22 protein-coding genes are annotated in these 21,163 nt (G+C 63.0%); 6 read left to right on the top strand and 16 right to left on the bottom strand.

Features of this window, described 5'->3' with window-relative positions:
• Positions 1-8 precede the first annotated feature (8 nt).
• The 3 genes from istB to ACVILI_RS19095 all read left to right on the top strand — a co-directional run bounded on the left by istB (position 9) and on the right by ACVILI_RS19095 (position 2,187).
• On the top strand, positions 9-764 hold the full coding sequence (gene istB, locus ACVILI_RS19105) for an IS21-like element helper ATPase IstB (protein WP_038646815.1): 756 nt from the start codon (positions 9-11) through the stop codon (positions 762-764).
• Positions 765-888: 124 nt separating this feature from the next.
• Positions 889-1,476 carry an iron-containing redox enzyme family protein gene (locus ACVILI_RS19100; RefSeq protein WP_457102562.1) on the top strand — a complete coding sequence of 196 codons (588 nt, stop codon included), beginning with the start codon at positions 889-891 and terminating at the stop codon, positions 1,474-1,476.
• 24 nt (positions 1,477-1,500) lie between these two features.
• A complete protein-coding gene (locus ACVILI_RS19095; RefSeq protein WP_038646726.1) occupies positions 1,501-2,187 on the top strand; it encodes a Crp/Fnr family transcriptional regulator in 687 nt (228 codons plus the stop codon).
• A gap of 123 nt (positions 2,188-2,310) precedes the next feature.
• Here the strand turns inward: ACVILI_RS19095 and ACVILI_RS19090 are convergent, their stop codons facing one another.
• Positions 2,311-2,583 carry a hypothetical protein gene (locus ACVILI_RS19090; protein WP_148307373.1) on the bottom strand — a complete coding sequence of 91 codons (273 nt, stop codon included), beginning with the start codon at positions 2,581-2,583 and terminating at the stop codon, positions 2,311-2,313.
• A gap of 408 nt (positions 2,584-2,991) precedes the next feature.
• Between ACVILI_RS19090 and ACVILI_RS19085 the strand changes: the two genes are divergently transcribed.
• On the top strand, positions 2,992-3,897 hold the full coding sequence (locus tag ACVILI_RS19085) for an agmatinase (protein ID WP_038646724.1): 906 nt from the start codon (positions 2,992-2,994) through the stop codon (positions 3,895-3,897).
• Positions 3,898-3,919: 22 nt separating this feature from the next.
• Here ACVILI_RS19085 and ACVILI_RS19080 read toward each other — a convergent pair whose 3' ends face one another.
• The 7 genes from ACVILI_RS19080 to ACVILI_RS19050 all read right to left on the bottom strand — a co-directional run bounded on the left by ACVILI_RS19080 (position 3,920) and on the right by ACVILI_RS19050 (position 8,574).
• On the bottom strand, positions 3,920-4,459 hold the full coding sequence (locus ACVILI_RS19080) for a hypothetical protein (RefSeq protein WP_457102561.1): 540 nt from the start codon (positions 4,457-4,459) through the stop codon (positions 3,920-3,922).
• Positions 4,456-4,704 (bottom strand): NAD(P)-binding domain-containing protein, encoded by a 249-nt coding sequence (locus ACVILI_RS19075; protein ID WP_240564769.1) that lies wholly within the window; start codon positions 4,702-4,704, stop codon positions 4,456-4,458. Before ACVILI_RS19075 ends, ACVILI_RS19080 begins: the two co-directional genes overlap by 4 nt.
• Before the next feature lie 43 nt (positions 4,705-4,747).
• Positions 4,748-5,632, bottom strand: coding sequence for an aldose 1-epimerase family protein (locus tag ACVILI_RS19070; RefSeq protein WP_038646722.1), 885 nt, complete (start codon positions 5,630-5,632; stop codon positions 4,748-4,750).
• Between the two features lie 174 nt (positions 5,633-5,806).
• On the bottom strand, positions 5,807-6,523 hold the full coding sequence (locus ACVILI_RS19065) for a Bax inhibitor-1/YccA family protein (RefSeq protein WP_038646719.1): 717 nt from the start codon (positions 6,521-6,523) through the stop codon (positions 5,807-5,809).
• A gap of 43 nt (positions 6,524-6,566) precedes the next feature.
• The gene (locus tag ACVILI_RS19060; protein WP_038646717.1) at positions 6,567-7,340 is read right to left on the bottom strand and encodes an anti-sigma factor family protein; all 774 of its coding nucleotides are present in this window, start codon (positions 7,338-7,340) and stop codon (positions 6,567-6,569) included.
• Complete coding sequence (locus ACVILI_RS19055) at positions 7,337-7,870, bottom strand: sigma-70 family RNA polymerase sigma factor (RefSeq protein ID WP_038646716.1); 534 nt, start codon at positions 7,868-7,870, stop codon at positions 7,337-7,339. The genes ACVILI_RS19060 and ACVILI_RS19055 overlap by 4 nt, the downstream gene beginning before the upstream one ends.
• A 110-nt stretch (positions 7,871-7,980) precedes the next feature.
• Positions 7,981-8,574, bottom strand: coding sequence for a histidine phosphatase family protein (locus tag ACVILI_RS19050; protein WP_038652645.1), 594 nt, complete (start codon positions 8,572-8,574; stop codon positions 7,981-7,983).
• A gap of 175 nt (positions 8,575-8,749) precedes the next feature.
• On the opposite strand from ACVILI_RS19050, the gene ACVILI_RS19045 reads away from it, so the two are divergent.
• Both ACVILI_RS19045 and mazG read left to right on the top strand, forming a co-directional pair.
• A complete protein-coding gene (locus tag ACVILI_RS19045) occupies positions 8,750-9,934 on the top strand; it encodes an amino acid aminotransferase (RefSeq protein WP_038646714.1) in 1,185 nt (394 codons plus the stop codon).
• An 80-nt stretch (positions 9,935-10,014) separates the two neighbouring features.
• A complete protein-coding gene (gene mazG / locus ACVILI_RS19040; protein ID WP_038646712.1) occupies positions 10,015-10,839 on the top strand; it encodes a nucleoside triphosphate pyrophosphohydrolase in 825 nt (274 codons plus the stop codon).
• Positions 10,840-10,902: 63 nt separating this feature from the next.
• Here mazG and hflX read toward each other — a convergent pair whose 3' ends face one another.
• From hflX to dusB, 8 genes are all read right to left on the bottom strand, one after another.
• Entirely contained in the window at positions 10,903-12,294 is a 1,392-nt protein-coding gene (hflX, locus tag ACVILI_RS19035) for a GTPase HflX (protein WP_064982413.1), read from the bottom strand.
• Entirely contained in the window at positions 12,295-12,540 is a 246-nt protein-coding gene (gene hfq, locus ACVILI_RS19030; RefSeq protein WP_006202172.1) for an RNA chaperone Hfq, read from the bottom strand.
• Positions 12,541-12,685: 145 nt separating this feature from the next.
• Entirely contained in the window at positions 12,686-13,549 is an 864-nt protein-coding gene (locus ACVILI_RS19025; RefSeq protein ID WP_019858036.1) for a D-amino-acid transaminase, read from the bottom strand.
• A 101-nt stretch (positions 13,550-13,650) separates the two neighbouring features.
• Positions 13,651-15,012: a nitrogen assimilation response regulator NtrX gene (ntrX, locus tag ACVILI_RS19020; protein WP_010909346.1), complete on the bottom strand. Its 1,362-nt coding sequence runs from the start codon at positions 15,010-15,012 to the stop codon at positions 13,651-13,653.
• Positions 15,002-17,284 (bottom strand): sensor histidine kinase NtrY-like, encoded by a 2,283-nt coding sequence (locus ACVILI_RS19015; RefSeq protein ID WP_019858035.1) that lies wholly within the window; start codon positions 17,282-17,284, stop codon positions 15,002-15,004. Before ACVILI_RS19015 ends, ntrX begins: the two co-directional genes overlap by 11 nt.
• A gap of 128 nt (positions 17,285-17,412) precedes the next feature.
• Complete coding sequence (gene ntrC, locus ACVILI_RS19010) at positions 17,413-18,873, bottom strand: nitrogen regulation protein NR(I) (RefSeq protein WP_019858034.1); 1,461 nt, start codon at positions 18,871-18,873, stop codon at positions 17,413-17,415.
• Positions 18,870-20,012: a two-component system sensor histidine kinase NtrB gene (locus ACVILI_RS19005; protein WP_019858033.1), complete on the bottom strand. Its 1,143-nt coding sequence runs from the start codon at positions 20,010-20,012 to the stop codon at positions 18,870-18,872. Before ACVILI_RS19005 ends, ntrC begins: the two co-directional genes overlap by 4 nt.
• Positions 20,009-21,037, bottom strand: a complete 1,029-nt coding sequence (dusB, locus tag ACVILI_RS19000) for a tRNA dihydrouridine synthase DusB (RefSeq protein ID WP_064982415.1) — start codon at positions 21,035-21,037, stop codon at positions 20,009-20,011. The genes ACVILI_RS19005 and dusB overlap by 4 nt, the downstream gene beginning before the upstream one ends.
• Positions 21,038-21,163: the final 126 nt, after the last annotated feature.

The raw sequence follows: 21,163 nt of genomic DNA, 5'->3' as shown, positions 1-21,163 counted from the left end.
ACATACCAATGCTCATCCATCCGACCATCAACATGCTGCGCGAACTCGGCCTTCATGGCATGGCCACTGCCTTCCAGGAACTCGACGCACAATCCGAAGCACGCGGCCTCGAGCATGGCGAATGGCTTGCCATGCTGCTCGAGCGCGAGGCTACCATGCGCCGCCAGAAGCGTTTCGAAGCCCGCGCCAGAGCTGCAAAACTTCGCCATGACGCACAGATCGAGAATGCCGACTTTCGTGCCGCACGCGGTCTTGATCGCAATCTGTTCATGGCGCTCGCCGGCTGCGACTGGATCAGAAAGCATCACAGTCTTCTCATCACCGGGCCGGCCGGCGTCGGCAAGAGCTGGCTGGCCTGTGCGCTTGGCCACAAAGCTTGCCGAGAGGATTTCTCCGTCGCCTATCACCGCGTTCCCCGGCTGTTTGCAACGCTTGCCCTCGCGAGAGGCGACGGACGTTATGGCCGGATCCTCAAGCAACTCGCCAAAACCGACCTTCTCATTCTCGATGACTGGGGACCGGAAAAACTCAATGATGACCAGCGGCGTGATGTGCTTGAGATCATTGAAGACCGCTACGAACGCCGATCGACAATCGTCACCAGTCAGCTGCCCCTGGATCGCTGGTACGAGATCATTGCAAACCCAACCCTGGCCGATGCCATCCTGGACCGCCTCGTTCACAACGCCTATCGCATCGATCTCACCGGTGAAAGCATGCGAAAACAGCGCTCGCCGAGAGCGTCCGAAACAGCGCACGCTTGACCTGAAACGAAACCCAATCCAAACATCAACGAGACCCAGGATCAGTCCGAAAAATGGCCGGCTTCAAATCGGAACACCGGCCGGAATGAAATCGGAATGACTGGCCGGCTTCAAATCGGAATCGATGGCCGGCTTCGTCGGAATACGCATTTGGCCACAGTTCCTGCTCACTCAGCACCAAATCATCCGCGCAACGGTGCCCTTGACCGAAGCAGCAGCGGAGCGGGCGGACAAAATGGCGGCTGCTGACCCTGCCGCATCCGGCCTGGCCAGATATCTGAAGGAGCACGTCAAGGAGGAGTTGGGGCATGATGACTTGCTGCTCGATGACCTTGAACTGCTGGGTGTGAAGCGGGCGACGGCGCTGAGCCGCATACCATCTCCCACGGTCGCGAGCCTGGTGGGAGCGCAGTACTACTGGATCCATCACCATCACCCTATCGCGTTCCTTGGTTTCGTCGCGTTGATGGAGGGACACCCGCCGACACCCAAGCTGATCCAGACGCTGATCTCCGCGACGGGGTTTCCGCATGCGGCTTTCCAGACACTCACCGAGCACGGTGAGCTTGATCCCGGACACCGCGATCGGCTCTACCGCACGATCGACGCCCTGCCCCTGACGGCCGAGCACGAAACCCTCATGGGTATCTCCGCCATGCATAGCGCCACGCTTCTCCCACCCACGATCGAGGAGATCCTCGAACAGGGGTAGCGAGGCGGCAATTTGGAAATCAAAATGGCCTCCGGCAACGCGAACGATGGAAATGATCTGCCGCGGCTTGCACGGATTGACCCACGCCTATTCGATCTTCTTTTCAGCGGCTGCAAGGTCGAACGCTACGCGGCAGGCCAGCATCTCTTCGTTCAGGAAGATCCATCCGATCGCATTTACGGGGTGATGAGCGGGACGGTGGAGATATCGATCTATTCGCAGGGCGGCCAGAGGCTGGTGGCCAATATCGAGCTTGCGCACAGCCTGGTCGGAGAGGTTGGCGCGCTCGACGGGCGCCCGCGCACCGCAACCGCCATCTGTCTGACCGCTTGCAATCTAGCCTCGCTCCGCCGGACGCAACTCTTCGATCGCATTGAAAAAAACCCATCTCTGGCACGGGCCATGATTGAGCTGTTGTGCACACGGCTGCGTTGGATCAGCAGCGAACTTGGGGATCACGCTTTCTTCGGCATCGAGGCGAGGCTGGCAAAGCGACTGGTCTTCTTGGCTGGCGTAATGGCGGATGGGTCAGGCTGGATACCGATTTCCCAGTCTGAATTGGCGGAATTCCTGGGCGCCACGCGAGAGTCCGTCAACAAGACGCTTAACAGTTGGCGCAACCGCTCGATCATCGCAATCAAGCGTGGTGGCCTGCGAATAACCAACGTCGGCGCCCTTCGTCATCTGGCCGATTCACAGAACGACAACTGATGTTCGCCACTTCGCAAGGGCGGAATGAGAGCCGCCAAATCGGATCCTGACAGTCCGTAGGAATGTCACTCCCCGCTCGAGGCGGGAGAGCGGTAGCTCTAGCCACCGCTCTCCACTTGTATCTCAGTTGCGGCAATTGGGGCTGACAGGGTCATACTGGTGCGGGCTAACCCCCATGCAATTGGAGTTCGAAACGCCACCAGCCAACCCGATCGATCCTGTCTGGAACCCATACACCGCTTCTCCTGAAGCCAATGGATGTTGGCCCTTGACCTGTCCCGGGCCCTCGAAGTCACCATTGTCGGCACGAAGGCTGTGCACGAATGTCGAGTCGATCGCGAACGCGGGCGCGGCAAGCATGAGCAATGCTGATGCAACTGTAATGATCCTATACATTTTGATCTCCTTTGTTTGGTTCCACCACAAATTACGACTAGAACGAAAAGTTACCTATCTACGAAGACCGTCCTGCTCGTTTTATCTTATATTTCTGCTGCAAGATCTTTTCGCAAGGGCGGGTAACTTTCTGTTCTGACATATCCTGTACGCCGCGCACGAATTTGTATGTGAAGGAGTTCACAAGAGGCTGCCAATATGACGTAGGTCGTTTTTCGGGGCAGTAGTCTGCCCGCCTGTCGAGAAGCGTCTGGAACAGATCCAGCGCGAGATCGACGGCACGACAATCGACTATAATCGCAAAAAAATCAGGGATGATCGAAGGCGCCGTGCTAGGCGACCTGCTTTGCGGCAGTCGGTGTTACGCGGTAACTTCCCCAGTCCGTGCCATCAAGGACCACCAAGAAAATGTCGCCATCATTCCTCGCCCTTCCCGATCGCCTCGCGGATGGCCGTACGCCTCGTGCGGTGATCTTCGGCGCCGGGCACGGCAGCACCTATCCCGGCAAGGACAGCAGTGGCCATGCGTTGGCGGCCGACGCCATCCGTGCGGCCAGCCAGGATGACGCCCCGCTTGTCGGGCACTGGGATTTCGATCTTGGCGGCCCGTTGTTCGACGGCAAGCCGGTCTGCTGCATCGATGCCGGCGACATCTCGACCATCCTGCACGACAATGCCGAAAACAGGGCCCGGATCGAGGCGAGGACGCGCGAGGTCCTGGCCTTGCCGGCCGTGCCGATCCTGCTCGGCGGTGACGATTCCGTCGTCATTCCGTTCCTTGCCGGCTTTGCCGATCACGGACCGATCTGGATCCTGCAGATCGATGCCCATATCGACTGGCGCGACGAGGTGCATGGAGAACGCCACGGCTATTCCAGCCCGATGCGAAGGGCAAGCGAGATGCCGCATGTCGCGGGCATCGTGCAGGTCGGCCTGCGCAGCGTCGGCAGTGCGCGCCTTGCTGAAGTCGAAGCGGCGCAGCACTACGGCAGCCGTTTCGTGACCGCGCGCGAGGTTCATGCACAAGGCGTGGAGGCGGCGCTCAGGCATATTCCGGAAGGCGCACGGGTGGTCGTCACCTTCGACTGCGACAGCCTTGATCCCGGCATCATGCCGGGCGTGGCGGCGCGTACGCCCGGCGGCCTCACCTACACGCAGGCGATCGACCTGATCGCGGGCCTTGGCAAGAGGACCAGGATCGCGGGATTCGACCTTGTCGAGCTCTATCCGCCGGCCGACATTGACGGCCTGTCGGCCCAGACCGCCGCGCGCCTTCTGGTCAACGTGATCGGCACCATCGCCCGGCAGGTTTGAAACCCATCGCAAAACTTTCCCGTCAGGTGGCGCCAACCGCTGAAATGCGCCGATGCACGCCGTCCAGGCTTTCCGCCAGCGCATCGAAGACGTTGCGGGCCGTGAGTTCCTTCAGGACCTGTTCGTTGATGCCGCCACGGGTCGCATAGTCCTGCGCCAGATGCGTGAAGTCCGCCTCAGGCGCCGTCTCCGGAGCGTGCCCGAGCGCAGTGAAGAGCGCGGCGATATAGTCACGCCCCTTGGTGTCCGGCACATCATGCGCTTTCAGCCAGCGATGGATCGTATCGAGGTACTTGAAATAGGTGGCATAGGTCGCGGTCACGACGCTCAACGCGTCGAACTCGCTGGAACTCTCGACCTCGATCACCTTCCCCAGTCCGCCGAACAACGCGGTCACGTCCGGATCAGGCGGATAAATGATCGTCGCCCCCAGCCGCCGGGCGATCATCGGCATGGGCAGCGCTTTGGTCACGCGGCTCGCCGGTGCGGTCAGGCCGGCTATCTCCTCGTGCGAGAACGTGGCGATCAGGCTGATGAGGTGATGGTCGCGCCGAAATTTCAATTCAGGCAGCACCTGATGGGCATCTTGCGGCCGGACAGCCAGCATGACGGTACGGTATCGCAGTCGTCGAGCACCTCCTGATTGTCGGCGGCAACGCGTGTATTCGGATAGCGGGAAGCGAGCTTCGCCGCGATCTCTTCGTTGCGCGGCGACAACACCACCGACACCGGATCGCCATCGAGGGATTTGAGCCCGACGACAATGGCTGAAGTCAGCGCACCTGTGCCGATGAAGCCGAGTTTCATTGGGTGCTCCCAGGCGTTGATTCTGCGGTTGGCCGTCGGTCGGTCACCGCCGGCCCGGCTCCAGGCCGATCTGGTAGCTCAGCGAACGCTTCGCCCCCGGTTCGATCAGCATCACGCCGGGCTTGTCAGTGAATTCGCCATCGAAATCGGTCGGGCTCGCTATGCCATGCCAGGGTTCGATGCACAGGAAGGGCGCGCCGCCGGGCTTGGACCAGATGCCGAGCTCCTCGGCTCCCTGCCATGACATTTCGATCGCCGGACCGCGCTCGGCCGCATAGCGCACGCTGGTGCTCGCTGGCCGGTCCAGGATGACGGCGTCGTCATCGAACAGCCGTTCGGACAGCGCAAGCGTCCTGCCATCGATGGGCGTCGGCCGCGGTTCCGAGAGCAGCAGGCCGTCCTTCAGGCGGCGGATCGGTGCCGGCTCGTCGTCGGAAAAGGTCAGCCGATAGGCCTCCTTGGGCAATTCCGGCAGCAACGGCCAGTTGAATGCAGGATGCGCGCCGATCGAAGCCGGCAACGGCTCGTCACCGGTGTTGGTGATCTTGAAGGTCACACCGAGCTGCTGGCGGTCCAGCGTGTAGGTCACGGCAAGGCGAAAGGCGAAGGGGTAGTGCGCGCGGGTGTCGGCGTCGTCGGTAAGCACCAGCGTGCAGGAGTGGGGTTCCCTCTCCTCCCAGGTGAACGGTTTGTCGCGGGCGAAGCCGTGCTGCGTCATCGGATAGGTCTGGCCGCGATGGCGCAGCCGATCGCCCGTCAGCCGGCCGACTATGGGGAACAGCACCGGCGAATGGCGCCGCCACTCCGGCCCGGCTTGCCACAGAAACTCAAATCCCCGCCCATCCTGCAGCGAAACCAGTTCGGCGCCTTGCTCTGCAATAACGGCCGAGATGCCGTCGCCATGAAGCGTTTGGCTGTCCTGTGCCACATGTCCTCGCGCGTCGGTGTTGAAGGCGGCTGCGGCGGCAGACTAACAAAAGCTCCTGGGGACTCAAGGCATAGACGGGTCTTGCAGGAACGAATTGTGGCCGGAGGATTTCTCCTCCGGCCACCTCTCCGCATCAAGGGCGAGAACCCCGCCCTTGCCCACAGCGGACAGTCGTTACTCCCGCTCGCCCGTGAAGTTCAGCAGCAATTGGAAGATGTTGATGAAGTTCAGGTAGAGCGAGAAAGCACCGAAAACAGCCAGCTTCTGGCGCGATTCCGCGTCGAAATTCTCGGCATATTGTTCCTTGATCGTCTGCGTGTCCCAGGCGGTTAGCCCGATGAAGACGGCGATACCGATCACCGAAATGGCGAACTGCAGCGCGGTCGAGCCGAGGAAGATGTTGACGATGCTGGCGATCACCACGCCGATCAGGCCCATGATCAGGAAAGACGAGAACTGGGTCAGGTCGCGCCTGGTCGTATAGCCGTAGAGACTGGTGGCGCCGAACATGGTGGCGGCGATGAAGAAGGTGCGCGCGATGCTGGTGCCGGTGAAGACCAGGAACACGGAGGCGAGCGACAGGCCCATCACCGCGCAGAAGGCCCAGAACATTGCCTGAGCGCTGGCCGCCGACATGGTCTGCATCTTGAACGAAAACAGCATGACGAAGGCGAGCGGCGCCAGCATCACCACCCATTTCAGCGGGCTGGAGAAGATCGGCACGTAGAGCGCCGGCGTCGACGACACCAGGAAGGCGACCAGGCCGGTGACCACCAGGCCGAGGCCCATATAGTTGTAGACGCGCAGCATGTGCTGACGCAGGCCCTCGTCAAAGACGGCTCCGGCCTGGGCGCCGGTGCCGACGCGATATCCCAGATTGGGCGTGTTCATTTGCAGTCTCCTTTGTGGATCGGTCAGTAAAGCGTGGGGTCGATCAGTAAAGCGTTTTGGCGAGCGTCTCGGCGGCGCGGTCGAGGTCATGAACCCCGCTTTTCGCGACCACCGCATAGGCGACCTCGCCGATCTGGAAATAGGCCGAGGAAATGTCGCCCGACGGCGCGACGGTCGGCTTGACCACGTCGAAGGTTCCCGGCCGGATCGCAAACAGCGACACCAGGCCCATATCCTTGGTGTCGACAGCCACCTCGACGCTCGGGCCGAAGCGCGACGGATAGATCTGCACGTCGCGCACCTTCCAGTCCTTTGGCAGCGACGGCATGACGATCGCGGTCGCAGCACGGATCTCGCCGGCACTGTAATTGGGCGCTTCCGGCTGCGAGGGCATGGTCTCGCGCACCAGCGTCGTCCTGTGTGCCCGCACGGCCTCGTCGACATAGGCGGGCGGCTGCGGCGACGCGACGACCTTGGTCACCGACATCGGCCCGATGATGCCGTTTGCCAGCCAGCCGGCGGCAACGAAGGCAGCAACCGCAGCGGCGCGCTGCAGCACGCCGAAGATGCGGCCACGGACAAGCCCCCTCTCCAGCCGCCGCGCAGCGTCAGCGGTCGCCGGCCGGGCCATGCCCTTGGAGCCGGCAAGCGCCACGCGCAGCTCATCGCGGGTCCGCAGATCCGACATGACGCGCGCGGCGGCCTCCGGGCGAGTCGACAGGAAGGCTTCGACCTCGATGCGGCGGGTGACATCCAGCTGGTCGTCGACATAAGCGTCGAGGTCGGCGTCGGTCACCGGGTCGACAAGAGCGCTCATGGCTCACCTCCCACGATCTTGAGATGATTTTTTCCGCGCACCGGGGCGGCGTCTTCCATCTGGCGAAGGGCGGCGCGCGCCCTGCCGATGCGCGACATCAGCGTGCCCAGCGGCACGCCGGTGGCACTGGCCGCCTGCTGGTAGGAAAGCCCTTCGATGGCGACCAGATGCAGCGCCGAGCGCTGCTCTTCCGGCAGGTTGAAAAAGGCGTCCCGCACCTGCGCCAGGCGCACCGAATGCTCCTGCGGCGCCGGCGTGGCGGCATCGGCGAGGTATCCGGCCTGTTCGATGCGCACGGCTTCCGAGCGGCGCGAACGCATGCGGTCGATGAAGGCGTTGTGGACGATGGACAGCAGCCAGGCCCGCAGGTTTCCGCCGGAGCGGAAGGTGCCGCGCCGCTCATAGGCGCGCACCAGCGCGTCATGCACGAGATCCTCGGCATCCGCGCTGTCGCGCGTCAGCGACTGCGCATAGCGCCGCAGCGATCCGAGCTGTCCTATGATGTCAAAGCGTGGCATCGACCGTTTCATGCCCTGTTTACGGAGCATGTGGGGATTTTAATCCCAGCCGCGCCTTTTTTCTTATGCCCGGTGGTTTCGCCGGGGGATCGCGTTTGCGATCCCCTCGCCCTGCCTGGCTCTCAAGGGCGAAGCGTTGTTGCGGATTTGGGCGCGGCTACACCGCAGGCGCGCAACACCCATCTGCGGCCGTCGCTGCGAAAATCGGTGATGCTCAGCGGCTCGATATCGATCTTCCAACAGGCCGCAAGCGGAGCACCCAGAACATGCACGATCGCGGTCCGGATGACGCTGGCATGGGTCAGCGCGATTGTGTGGCCAGGCTTGGCCATCAACCGGTCCATCAACTCGGAAGCCCGGCGGGCAACGTCAGCCAGCGACTCGCCACCACGCGGCGCTGTGTTGGGGTCTGATAGCCAGGCAGCGATGCCCTCGGGCTGCTCCGCCTGCAGGTCCTCAAAACGCATACCGGCCCAGCTTCCATAGCCCTGATCCGCCAGGAGCGGTTCGACCGATGCGTCCAGCGATAGCGCCTCGGCGGTCTGGCGGGCGCGAAGCGCGGGCGCTGTCCACACGCGGTCGGCGCGGCGCAGCGTCCCGCGCATCGCCTTTGCCAGCGCCAGCGAGCGCGGCTCCAGCGGCTCATCGAGCGGAAACGACCCCCGCCGGGTCGCGGCCGTGGCGCCGTTGCAGATCATCGTCAGCCGTACGAGCATGAGGCAGTCATTCCTTGAGCCGCTTTCGAAGCGACGCATACGCTGCAATTAGAATAGCTGCTATCGTTTCGAAAGGCCGCGCCCCTGGGTGCCGCCCTCCGTTTTGCGCAATTAAACCGCTGGCGAAGTGCGCTCTATTTGCGTATCACTCCGCCGCGCCAACGGAACCATAGCGATGTTCGAAGAACTGCAGCCAGCTCCCGCCGACAAGATCCTGGCCCTGATCGGCCTCTATCGCGCCGATCCGCGACCCAACAAAGTCGACCTCGGGGTCGGCGTCTACAAGGATCGCGACGGCAAGACGCCGGTGATGCGCGCCGTTCGTGAGGCTGAAAAGCGGCTGCTGAACAGCCAGGACACCAAGACCTATCTCGGGCTCGCGGGCGACACCGGGTTCAACGCGGTGATGGCCAAGCTCGCCTTCGGGCCGGGCGCGGACATGACGCGCATCCGGGCGGCACAGGCGCCTGGCGGCTCCGGTGCGCTTCGCCTGGTGGCGGAGCTGCTCAAGCGGACCCGTTCGGACGCCACGATCTGGCTGTCGGACCCGACCTGGCCGAACCATATGCCGGTGATGCGCGCCGCCGGCCTGCAGATCCGCGAATACCCCTATTTCGATGCGACCTCTGGTGCTGTTCGTTTCGACGACATGCTGGCGGCGTTGCGGACGGCCAAGAACGGCGACGTGGTGCTGCTGCATGGCTGCTGCCACAACCCGACTGGCGCCAACCTCGACGCGGCGCAGTGGCAGGCCGTCACCGATCTGGTCGTCGAACGCGGCCTGCTGCCATTCGTCGACATCGCCTACCAGGGCTTTGGCGACGGCCTCGAGGCCGACGCTATTGGCCTGCGCCTGTTGGCGGCGAAAGTACCGGAGATGGTCGTTGCCTCGAGCTGCTCGAAGAATTTCGCCGTCTACCGCGACCGTGTCGGCGCGGCGATGATCCTGGCCAGGGACAGCGCGCAGGCCGACGTGGCGATGAGCCAGATGCTGTCGGCGGCACGTGCAATGTATTCGATGCCGCCGGACCATGGTGCCGCGGCGGTGCGCATCGTGCTGGAAGACGCAAGCCTGCGCGCCGACTGGGAAGCCGAACTGGAAGAGATGCGCCTACGCATGCTCAGGCTTCGCGTGGCTTTCGCCGAGGCGCTGCGCCGGCAGTCCAACTCCGACCGCTTCGACTTCGTCGCCAGCCATCGCGGCATGTTCTCGCGGCTTGGTCTCACGGAAGCGCAAGTCGAGCGGTTGCGTGCCGAGTACGGCGTCTACATGGTCGGCGATAGCCGCATCAATGTCGCCGGTTTGCCAGAGGACGGCATGGACGACCTCGCCAAGGCGATCATCTCCGTGCTCGACTGAGGCGGCTCAGCTGTGGACAAGGCCCCCTTGCAGGCTGACAGCGTTGGCCGCGCGTCGGGTCGCAGGATAGCATCCGCCGCATGACGCCATCCAAAGACATTTCGCGCCTGATCGAGATCATGGCGGCGCTGCGTGCGCCGAAGACCGGCTGCCCCTGGGACATCGAGCAGGATTTCTCGACCATCGCGCCCTATACGATCGAGGAAGCCTACGAGGTGGCGGACGCCATCGCGCGCGGTGACCTCGGTGATCTGCGGGATGAACTCGGCGACCTCCTGCTGCAGGTCGTCTACCACGCGCAAATGGCCGAGGAAGCGGGTAAATTCGCCTTCCCGGATGTCGTCCAGGCCATCACCACCAAGATGATCCGGCGCCACCCGCATGTCTTCGGCGACGAGGAAGCCCGCGGCGCCGGCATGGCCAAGGGCATGTGGGAGAAGATCAAGGCGCAGGAGAAGGCGGAGAAGCGGCAAGCCCGTGTCGCGCGCGGCCTCGACCCCGAAGACAATGGCAAGGGATTTCTGGACAGTGTTCCGGTCGCCCTGCCCGCTTTGACACGGGCGCTGAAACTTCAGGAGAAGGCTGCCCGCGTCGGCTTCGACTGGAGCGAGGCAGCCCCCATCCTCGACAAGATCGAGGAGGAGATCGGCGAATTGCGCGAGGCTCTGGCGAAGGGCGAGACGGCCTCGATCAAGGACGAGTTCGGCGACATGCTGTTCGCCGTCGTCAATCTCGGCCGTCATCTCAAGCTCGATTCGGAAGCCGCGTTGAGCGGCACCAACGAAAAATTCCGGTCACGCTTCCACTATGTCGAGCAGGCCCTGGAGAAGTCCGGCAACACGCTGGAGAAGGCCACCCTGGACGAGATGGAAGCGCTCTGGCAGGAAGCGAAGAGCGCGACGTAGGGCCCTATAGGCCGGCAATCAGGACGGAAAAGCGTTATACGCTTTTCCTGCAATTTCTCCGTCCTAGCCGTTGTTTTTACGGCGCAATCGGCTTTCAATCTCTTCGCGGGCGCTTTGCGTGGCCTTGAGCGAGATGGTGGCGCTGCCGTCTTCATTGTCGGTGCGCGAAACGATATCGCCATTGCGATACAGCCAATCGACAAGGCCGAACTGCGCCGGCTCGATCGTCACCGTAAGGTCTTCGAGCTCGCCAGCCATGCGCGTTTCGATAACCGCCTTCAGCGCATCGATGCCCTCGCCGGTCACCGCCGATATGGCGATCGGCGGACCCTTGCTGCCGTCGGCGGCATCGGCAAGCAGACGGCTCCTGTTGCCTTCGTCCAGCAGATCGACCTTGTTCCAGACCTCGATCACACGCTTGGCATCACTGGCGTCGACACCGAGGTCGGCCAGGATGCGCTCGACGTCCTCGGCCTGTGCCGCCGTGTCGGGATCGGAAATGTCGCGCAGATGGATGACGAGATCGGCTTCGACCACCTCTTCCAGCGTCGCGCGAAAAGCCGCGATCAGATGCGTCGGCAGGTCGGAGATGAAACCGACCGTGTCCGACAGGATGATCGGCGTGCCATGCGGCAGGCGCACGCGGCGCAGCGTCGGGTCGAGCGTGGCGAACAACATATCCTGCGCCAGCACGTCCGCGCCGGTCAGCCGGTTGAACAGGGTAGACTTGCCGGCATTGGTGTAGCCGACGATCGCCACCACCGGGAACGGCACCTTCTTGCGCTTGGCGCGGTGCAGGTCGCGGGTGCGACGCACCGTTTCCAGCTCGTGCTTCAGCTTGATGATCTTTTCCTGCAACTGCCGCCGGTCGGATTCGATCTGGGTTTCGCCGGGGCCGCCGAGGAAGCCGGCGCCACCGCGCTGGCGTTCAAGGTGGGTCCAGCTGCGGACCAGGCGGCCCTTCTGGTAGTTGAGATGGGCAAGCTCGACCTGCAGCGTGCCTTCCTTGGTGCGGGCGCGCTCGCCAAAGATCTCGAGAATCAGGCCGGTGCGGTCCAGAACCTTGGCATGCAGTTCCTTCTCGAGATTGCGCTGCTGCACCGGGGTCAGCGGATGGTCGACGATGACCAGCTCGGCGTCGTTTTCCTTGACGATCTCGGCGAACTCTTCAACCTTGCCGCTGCCGAGCAAGGTCGCTGGACGCGGATCGTTGACCGTCACGACAGCCGTATGGACAGGGTCGAGATTGATGGCGCGCGCAAGGCCGACCGCCTCGTCATGGCGAGCGTCCGCCGAGCGCGTCAACCGAGGGCGGTTGGTGTCGTCGTCGCCGCGCGGCTGGCGGGTAAGCACGGGCACAATGACGACAGCCCGGGTCGGCCCCTTGGCTTCCGTCCCGGGATGATGCGCTGGTTTTCCGCGAACCGTGCCGTCCGCGTCCTTCTCACGTGCCAATCAGGCGCCCTGGCTTTCCTCGCCATCGAACATCTGAACCGGCTGGCTCGGCATGATCGTGGAAATGGCGTGCTTGTAGACGAGCTGAGAGTGACCGTCGCGGCGCAGCAGCACACAGAAATTGTCGAACGAAGTAACCACACCGGTCAGCTTCACGCCGTTGATGAGGAAGATGGTGAGCGGGTTCTTGCTCTTGCGAACTGAATTCAGGAACAGGTCCTGAAGGTTTTGCGATCGTTCCGCCATTGTTCTTGTCTTTCGCCGATCCCCTTCGGTTTGCAAGCCAATGCGCCAAATTGTCGGGCACATGTCAAGCACGCAAACACCGTCTTGTCGTCAGTAACGACAAGCAGAACGAGATATATTGATGTTCATTCCACCTGTGCGGTTATCAGGCTGGACTTTTTTCCGCAATGTCAAAAAAGGCCTGCCGTAACGAAAGTGTCACTGAGCCGGGGTGCCCATTGGCCACAGGATCGCCGTCAATGGCCACGACCGGCATGGCAATCGTCGTAGCCGAACTGATGAACGCCTCGCGCGCCGCCTTGGCCTCGGCGACGGAAAAACCGCGCTCTTCGATCTTCAGGCCGAGCTTTGCCGCAACTTCGAACATGGTCGTGCGGGTGATGCCGCGCAGGATGCCGTGATCCGCTGGCCTCGTAACCAGGACGCCGTCCTTGGTGACGATCCAGGCGTTCGACGAGCCGCCTTCCTTGACGTTGCCGTCGGTGTCGACGAACCATGCCTCCTGAGCACCGGCCTCCTTGGCTTTTTGCTTGGCCAATACATTGGGCAGCAGTCCGACGGTCTTGATATCGACCCGGTCCCAGCGGTTTTCTGGCACGGTGATGACCGCGATACCGGTCTCTGCTCGCTTTGCTCCAGCCGCCGGATCGGCCTTTCTGGCAGTGACCACCAAAGACGGCTTGGTGTCCGCCGACGGGAAAACAAACTCGCGGCTGGCGACACCGCGCGTTACCTGCACATAGACCAGCCCATTGACGACATGGTTGCGGTTGACCACTTCGCGCAGGATGAGCGGCAGCACGTTACGCGCCACCGGCCACGCGATCGACAATTCGGTCAGCGAGCGGTTGAGCCGGGCAAGATGGCGCGGCATGTCGACGATGAAGCCGCGTGCCACCTCGCAGACCTCATAGACGCCATCGGCGAACTGATAGCCGCGATCCTCGATATGCACGGAAGCGTCCGCGTGGGCGACGTAGCGCCCGTTGACATAGGCAATGCGCGGCATTGGCGACCCCTGGAAAATTCTCGGGCTTTCTTATGCGATTCCGCCGCCGCCGTAACCGGCAAATGCTTGGACCACGCGCGGTTCAGCACAGCTCCCGCGCGTCAGACGCCCAGCGACTTCAGTTTGCGGTGCAGAGCCGAGCGCTCCATCCCGATGAACTCGGCGGTCTTGGAGATGTTGCCGCCAAAGCGGTTGATCTGGGCGATCAGATAGTCCTTCTCGAACTGTTCACGCGCTTCGCGCAGCGGCAGCGCCATGATGTGTTGGTCGGACTGATTCGGCGTTCGCGGCATGACATCGCCAATCTCGGATGGCAGAAGGTCCGCGGTGATCGGCGCATCGACGTCGTCGCCGCGCGCCAGGATCATCAGGCGTTCGACATTGTTGCGCAGCTGGCGCACGTTGCCCGGCCAATTGTGCGCCTGCAGCACGGCAAGCGCATCGTCGCCGATACGGCGCGGCTTGATGCCGGCCTGGCGGGCGATCTGCTTCATGAAATTGTCGACGAGATAGGGAATATCCTCGCGCCGCTCGGCCAGCCCCGGCACCATCACCGGAACCACCGCCAGGCGATGGTAGAGATCCTCGCGGAAACGCCCGTCGGCAATCATGGCTTCCAGGTTCTGCGAGGTCGAGGAGATGATGCGGACATCGACCTTGACCCGCTTGGTGCCCCCTACACGCTCGAACTGCTGCTCGACCAGCACGCGCAGGATCTTGTTCTGCGTCTCGCGCGGCATGTCGGCCACTTCGTCGATGTAGAGGATGCCGCGATGGGCCTCCTCCAGCGCGCCGACCTTGCGCTCGACACCATTCGATTCGGTGCCGAACAGTTCGATCTCCATGCGTTCGGGCGTGATGTTGGCAGCGCTCAGCGTCACGAACGGCGCGCCCTTGCGGGCCGACAGCGTGTGAATGGCGCGCGCCGCAAGTTCCTTGCCTGATCCGGACGGGCCGATGATCATGACACGGCTGTTGGTCGGTGCGACGCGCTCGATGGTCTGGCGCAGCTGGCTCATGGCCGACGACATGCCGATCAGGTCGAAGGTCTCGCCGCTGCGCTGCTTGAGATCGGAAACCTCGCGTCGCAGCTTCGAGGTTTCCAGCGCACGCTCGGCGATGAGAATCAGCCTGTCGGCCTTGAACGGCTTCTCGATGAAGTCATAGGCGCCACGGCGGATGGCCGAGACCGCCGTTTCGATGTTGCCGTGACCGGAGATCATCACCACGGGCAAAGTGGGATGCATGGTCTTGATCTCGTCCAGCAGCGCCAGGCCGTCCAAGCGAGAGCCCTGCAGCCAGATGTCGAGGAAAATCAACCTCGGCGCCCGGTCGGCAATGGCCGCCAACGCGCTGTCGGCGTCAAATGCCGTACGGGTTTCGTGACCTTCGTCGCTCAGTATGCCTGCGACGAGCTCGCGGATGTCTTCCTCGTCATCGACGATGAGAATATCAGACGCCATTATCGACCTTTTCAGTTTCTCTCTCGTGTTCCGACTTGCCTTCGCGCAACGGCGTGACGGCCGCGGGCGGCAGGATGATGCTGATCATCGCCCCGCGGCCGCCATGGAAATCCGCAGGCGCATCATGAAGTTCCAGCCTGCCGCCATGGTCCTCCACGATCTTCTTGACGATAGCGAGACCAAGCCCTGTGCCCTTCTCGCGCGTGGTCATATAGGGCTCGAGCAACCGTTGGCGATTCTCCCGCGGCAGGCCTTTGCCATTGTCGATGACGTCGATTCGAATCGCGCCATTCTGACGACCGGCTTGAATCCGGATTATGCCGTGCGAACCGTCCTTTTGTTCCAGTCCGTCGATCGCCTCGGCGGCGTTCTTGATCACATTGCCGAAAGCTTGCGCCAAAAGGCGACTGTCGAACGTGCCCTTGAGCGGTTCGTTACCGAAAATCCGCTCGAAGGTGATGTCGGCGCGGCTGACCTCGACCAGGAAGGACGCCTCACGCAGCGATTCGCGCAGATCGATGGCCTTCATCTCGGGCTTGGGCATGCGCGCGAAGGCGGAGAATTCGTCGACCATGCGGCCTATGTCCTCGACCTGCCGGATGATGGTGTCGGTGCATTGGTCGAAAACCTCACGGTCCTCGGTGATGACCTTGCCATAGCGGCGCTTGATGCGCTCGGCCGAAAGCTGGATCGGCGTCAGCGGGTTCTTGATCTCGTGGGCGATGCGGCGCGCCACATCGGCCCAGGCGGAAGAACGCTGCGCCTGGACCAGATCAGTGATGTCGTCGACGGTCACGACGTAGGATTTCTCCTCCGAGCCGTCATCGCCCGCCTCGACGGTGATCTGCACGTTGAATGTGCGTTCCGTGCCGGCGCGGAAAAACGTCACCTGCTCTCGGTAGACGGGCTTGCCCGACTGGCGGCCGATCTCGAAGACACGGCCAACATGCGGCAGAATGGCGGAAAGGTTCTGCCCGAGTGCAGCACTGGCGGAGATGGCCAGCATCGATTCGGCCGAACGGTTGACGATGGTGACGATGCCGTAGGGATCGACGCCGATGACACCGGCGGTAACACCGGCAAGCACGGCTTCGGAAAAGCGCCGCCGTTCGTCGATCAGGTCCTTTGCCGACAGGATCTCGTTGCGTTGCGATTTCAGCTCCAGCAGCATCTTGTTGAAGGTGTCACCCAGCGAGGCGACGTCGCCGTCGGAAGGCCTGACCGGAACCGCGACGTCTAGATTGCCTGTCGCCACCTCGTCGGCAGCGCCAATGAGCTGGCGAATCGGCCGCACGAGACGGTCGGCGACCGCGATGCCGGTCCAGATCGCCGACAGGATGATGATCAGGGTCAGCGACAGATAGGGCAGTGCGAAGGCCACTTGCGAGGTGCGCCTGTTGTCTTCGAGATTGCGATACTCGTCGGTGTTGGATCTGACGATCTGCCTCGCCTTGATCACCTCGGGATCGACAAGGCGGATGGTGTAGAGGTAGAGGCCCTCGATCTCGCGCAGCTTGACGATGGCGCCCATGATGTTGCGGGTGCGCGGCTCTATCAGCACCGGTTTGCCATCGGTGGCGCTGCTGACTGCGCCTTCCGGCGGTTCCGGCATGGCGAAATCGGCATCGGTCTGCGCGCTCATGACGAACGAACCGTCGGGCTTGATCAGCGCCGCATGGGCCAGCGACCGGCCCACCGCCTCCTTGTTCAAGAGGTCGAGAAAGCCTGTGCGATCAAGGCCGTAGAGTGTTCGCGACGCGTCGAGATCATAGGCCATCGACAGCGTCGTGCCCTGCAAGTTGCGGGCATTTTCCTGGACATAGGCATCGGCGATCGACAGCGAGGAATTGACGATCGTCTTGGTGCGGATCTCGAACCAGCGATCAAGGCCGATATCGAGCGTGATCGAGGCGATGATGGCCACCATGATGGCGGGAATGGCGGCAACCAGCGCGAACATGGCAACGATGCGCACATGCAGGCGCGAGGCCGCCTTGCCGTGCCGGCGCGCCATGACGATGCGATGGACCTCGCGCCCGACCAGCGCCATCAGGAACAGCACGAAAGCGGCGTTGAGCGCGATCAGCGCCCAGGTCGTCCTGGCGTCAGGCGCGATCGGCGTCGCGCCGACCAGGATGGTGAACGAAATGGCCGCCATGACCAGCGCGCCGACAACCGCCACCACGCCGGGCAATGCCAGCAAGCGGCGACCGTCGCGCGCGCCGGGTTCGCTGAATAGCGGTTGGTTGAGTACAGGTGCCTGCGGAGCCATGTCGCCGTCTGGGAGCCAATGATTGCGTCCGATCTATGCAACGCATTGTGGCGATTATGCAACAAGTGTGACAATGGCGGAAATCTTTCGCCGCTCAGTCCCCTGAAAAGAGTGCGTCAGATCAGCGCTCAGCCCGGCCGCGACGATTTATAGACGTTGACGCCCAGTTCGCGAATCTTCTTGCGCAGCGTGTTGCGGTTGAGCCCCAGCAGCTCCGCGGCCTTGATCTGGTTGCCGCGGGTTGCCGTCATCGAGGCCAGGACCAGCGGATATTCGACTTCGGACAGGATGCGCTGGTAAAGCCCGGCGGGCGGCAATTCGCCGGCAAACGAGGCGAAATAGCGCTGCAGGAAATGCTCGACCGCCTGGCCGATGGAGAGGTCGTCGGGAATGAGGTTGCCGCCGCCGGGCACCACGGGGCGCTCGCCGGTCTTCAGCTCCGCCTCGATGATTTCGGCGGAGATCTCATCCTGTGAATAGAGCGCGGCCAGCCGGCGAACCAGGTTTTCCAGTTCGCGCACATTGCCCGGCCACGGGTAGCGTTTCATCAGTTCGATGCCGCCGGACGAAATACGCTTGGTCTGCAGCCCTTCCATCTCGCCGAGCTTGAAGAAGTGGCGCACGAGATCGGGCACGTCCTCGGAGCGCTCACGCAGCGCCGGCAGCCTCAGCGGAACGACGTTGAGACGATAGAACAGATCCTCGCGGAACAGTCCCTGGTTGATCAAGGTGCGCAGATCCTTGTTGGTGGCGGCGACGATGCGCACATCCGTTTTGATCGGCGTGCGGCCGCCGACCGTCGTGTATTCGCCCTGCTGCAGGACACGCAGCAGGCGCGTCTGCGCCTCCATCGGCATGTCGCCGATCTCGTCGAGGAACAGCGTGCCGCCCTCTGCCTGCTCGAAGCGGCCGGTGGAGCGGTTCTGGGCACCGGTGAAAGCCCCCTTCTCGTGGCCGAACAGTTCCGATTCGATCAGGTCGCGCGGAATCGCCGCCATGTTGATGGCGACGAACGGTCCGCCGCGACGGCGGCCATATTCATGCAGCGCGCGCGCCACCAGTTCCTTGCCGGTGCCGGATTCGCCCGAGATCATCACCGTCAGGTCGGTCTGCATCATGCGCGCCAGCATGCGGTAGATGTCCTGCATGGCCGCCGAGCGGCCGACCAGCGGCATCGTTTCGGGCTGTTCATCGGGCCGCGCATCGATCTTCGGCCGGCGGGGCTCCGACAGCGCCCGGTTGACGATGTTGAGCAGTTCGGTCAGGTCGAACGGTTTCGGCAGATATTCATAGGCGCCGGTCTCGGATGCACGGATTGCGGTCATGAACGTGTTCTGGGCGCTCATGACGATGACGGGCAGCTCCGGCCGCGCCTTCTTGATGCGCGGCAGCATGTCGAAGGCGTTCTCGTCCGGCATCACCACGTCGGTGATGACAAGGTCGCCCTCGCCCGCCGCCACCCAGCGCCACAAGGTCGAGGCGTTGGACGTGACGCGCACCTCGTGGCCGACGCGCGAGAGAGCCTGGTTGAGCACGGTGCGGATCGCCGCATCGTCATCGGCGACGAGAATATTGCCGCGAACGGTCATTTGCGGTCTCCTTCACCGTCTTCTTCAGCGCCGAACGGCGTTTCCTTCCAGGCCGGCATCAGGATGCGAAAGGTGGTCCCGCGCGGGGTCGATTCGCATTCGATGATGCCGCCATGCTCGCCGACGATCTTGGCGACCAGCGCCAACCCCAGCCCCGAGCCGTTCGGCTTGGTGGTGATGAAGGGATCGAACAGGATCGGCAGGATATCCTCCGAGACACCGGAGCCATTGTCGCGCACGCAGAACTCGAGCGGCAGCGACACGCGGTCCTGCGTGCCTGGAACCGAAACGCGGATGCCCGGCCGGAATGCGGTCGACAGCACGATCTCGCCATGCGGGTCGCTGCCGATTGCCTCGGCGGCGTTCTTGACCAGGTTCAGGAACACCTGGATCAGCTGGTCGCGATTGGCGAATACCGGAGGCAATGATGGATCATAGTCCTCCAATATCCTGATTTTCTTCGCAAAACCGTTCTTTGCGATCGCCTTCACATGGTCAAGTACGACATGGATGTTGACGGGGTAGCGATCGATCGGCCGCTCGTCGGAAAACACCTCCATGCGATCGACCAGCGAGACGATGCGGTCCGTCTCGTCGGTGATCAGCCGGGTCAGTGCGCGGTCTTCGTCGGAGGCGGACAGTTCGAGCAGCTGGGCTGCGCCGCGGATGCCGGAGAGCGGGTTCTTGATCTCGTGGGCGAGCATCGCTGCGAGGCCGGTCACAGAGCGTGCGGCACCGCGATGCGTCATCTGCCGGTCGATCTTGTCGGCCATCGACCGTTCCTGGAACATGACCACGACGGAGCCCGGGAATTCCGACACTGGTGCGACATAGAGATCGACGACCTTCTCGATGCCGAGGCGTGGCGACGACACATCGACCCGATACTCGTTGACCGGAGCCCGGCGCTCGCGCACCTGATCGACCAGGGTCAGCAGCGGGCTGCCGAAGGGGACGAGCTTGGACAGCGTGTTGCGCGCCAGCATGGTCGCGCTGGAGCGAAAGAAGTCCTCGGCATCGGCATTGGCGAAGGTGATGAACCCGTCCTCGCTGATCATGATCACCGGGCGGCGGATGGTGTTGAGGACGATCTGGGCGGCATCCGCCATTTCAGTTCCCTGGCCAGCGGTGGCGTTCATGCGGCGCTCCGCAGGCTCAAGGGTTGCGGATCGCGCGAAAACACATTGCGCAGCAAGGCAATGACGCGAGCCGGATCGAACGTCGTCAGGATGGCCTTTCGATGGTCGTCGGCGACGCCAACAGCATGGCGATCGAGATACCAGCCCAGATGTTTGCGCGCCTGGCGCAAACCGCTCTCGACGCCATAAAGCGCCAGCATGTCCTCGTAGTGGCCAACGATATAGTCGGCCAGAGCCGCGGCAGTCTGCGGCACGTTGGCCGCCGTTTGGCCCGCCGCCGCTGCCGCGATGCCACCGGCGATCCAGGGCACGCCGTAATGCGCGCGCCCGACCATCACCGCATCAGCGCCCGATTGGTCGAGAATGGCGGCTGCCTCGGCCGGGGAACAGACATCGCCATTGGCAACGACCGGAATGGACACAACTTCCTTGACGCGAGCGATGGCGCGCCAGTCGGCCTTGCCTTGGTAGAACTGGCAGCGCGTGCGGCCATGCACCGTCACCATCTTGACGCCCGCCTGCTCGGCCCGGCGCGCGAGGATTGGCGCATTGAGCGCGCCTTCGTCCCAGCCGAGCCGCATCTTGACCGTCACCGGCACCTTGACCGCGCCGACCACGGCCTCGATCAGCGACAGCGCATGGTCGAGATCCAGCATCAATGCCGAGCCGGCATAACCACCAGTGACCTTCTTGGCCGGACAGCCCATGTTGATGTCGATGATGTCAGCGCCCTCGCCCGCGGCGATCCGCGCGCCTTCGGCCATGTATGCCGCTTCGCGGCCGGCTAGCTGCACCATATGGACGGGCAGGCCCGAATGACGTATGCGCAGATCGAAGCCGGCTCTTCCCTTGGCGAGTTCGCCGCTTGCCACCATTTCGGATACAACCAGGCCCGCGCCATGCGCATGGGCGCGCCGCCGGAAAGGCTCGTCGGTGATGCCCGACATCGGCGCGAGGAATACGCGATTGCGGATTTCCACGCCGCCGACGTTCAAAGGCGCGGCCAATCTGGTTGAGTTAACCATGCACAAAAACCAAGCACGTCCATTCGTTGCACATTCTCTAGCCATATCAGCCGCAATGTGCAACGCGGAATGACGTCACATTGAGGCGCAATTGGGAAAATTCCGGACCCTTAGGGATTTGCCGTG

This window comes from Mesorhizobium sp. USDA 4775, from assembly GCF_054062655.1.
This window is presented reverse-complemented; position numbering and strand designations above follow the sequence as displayed.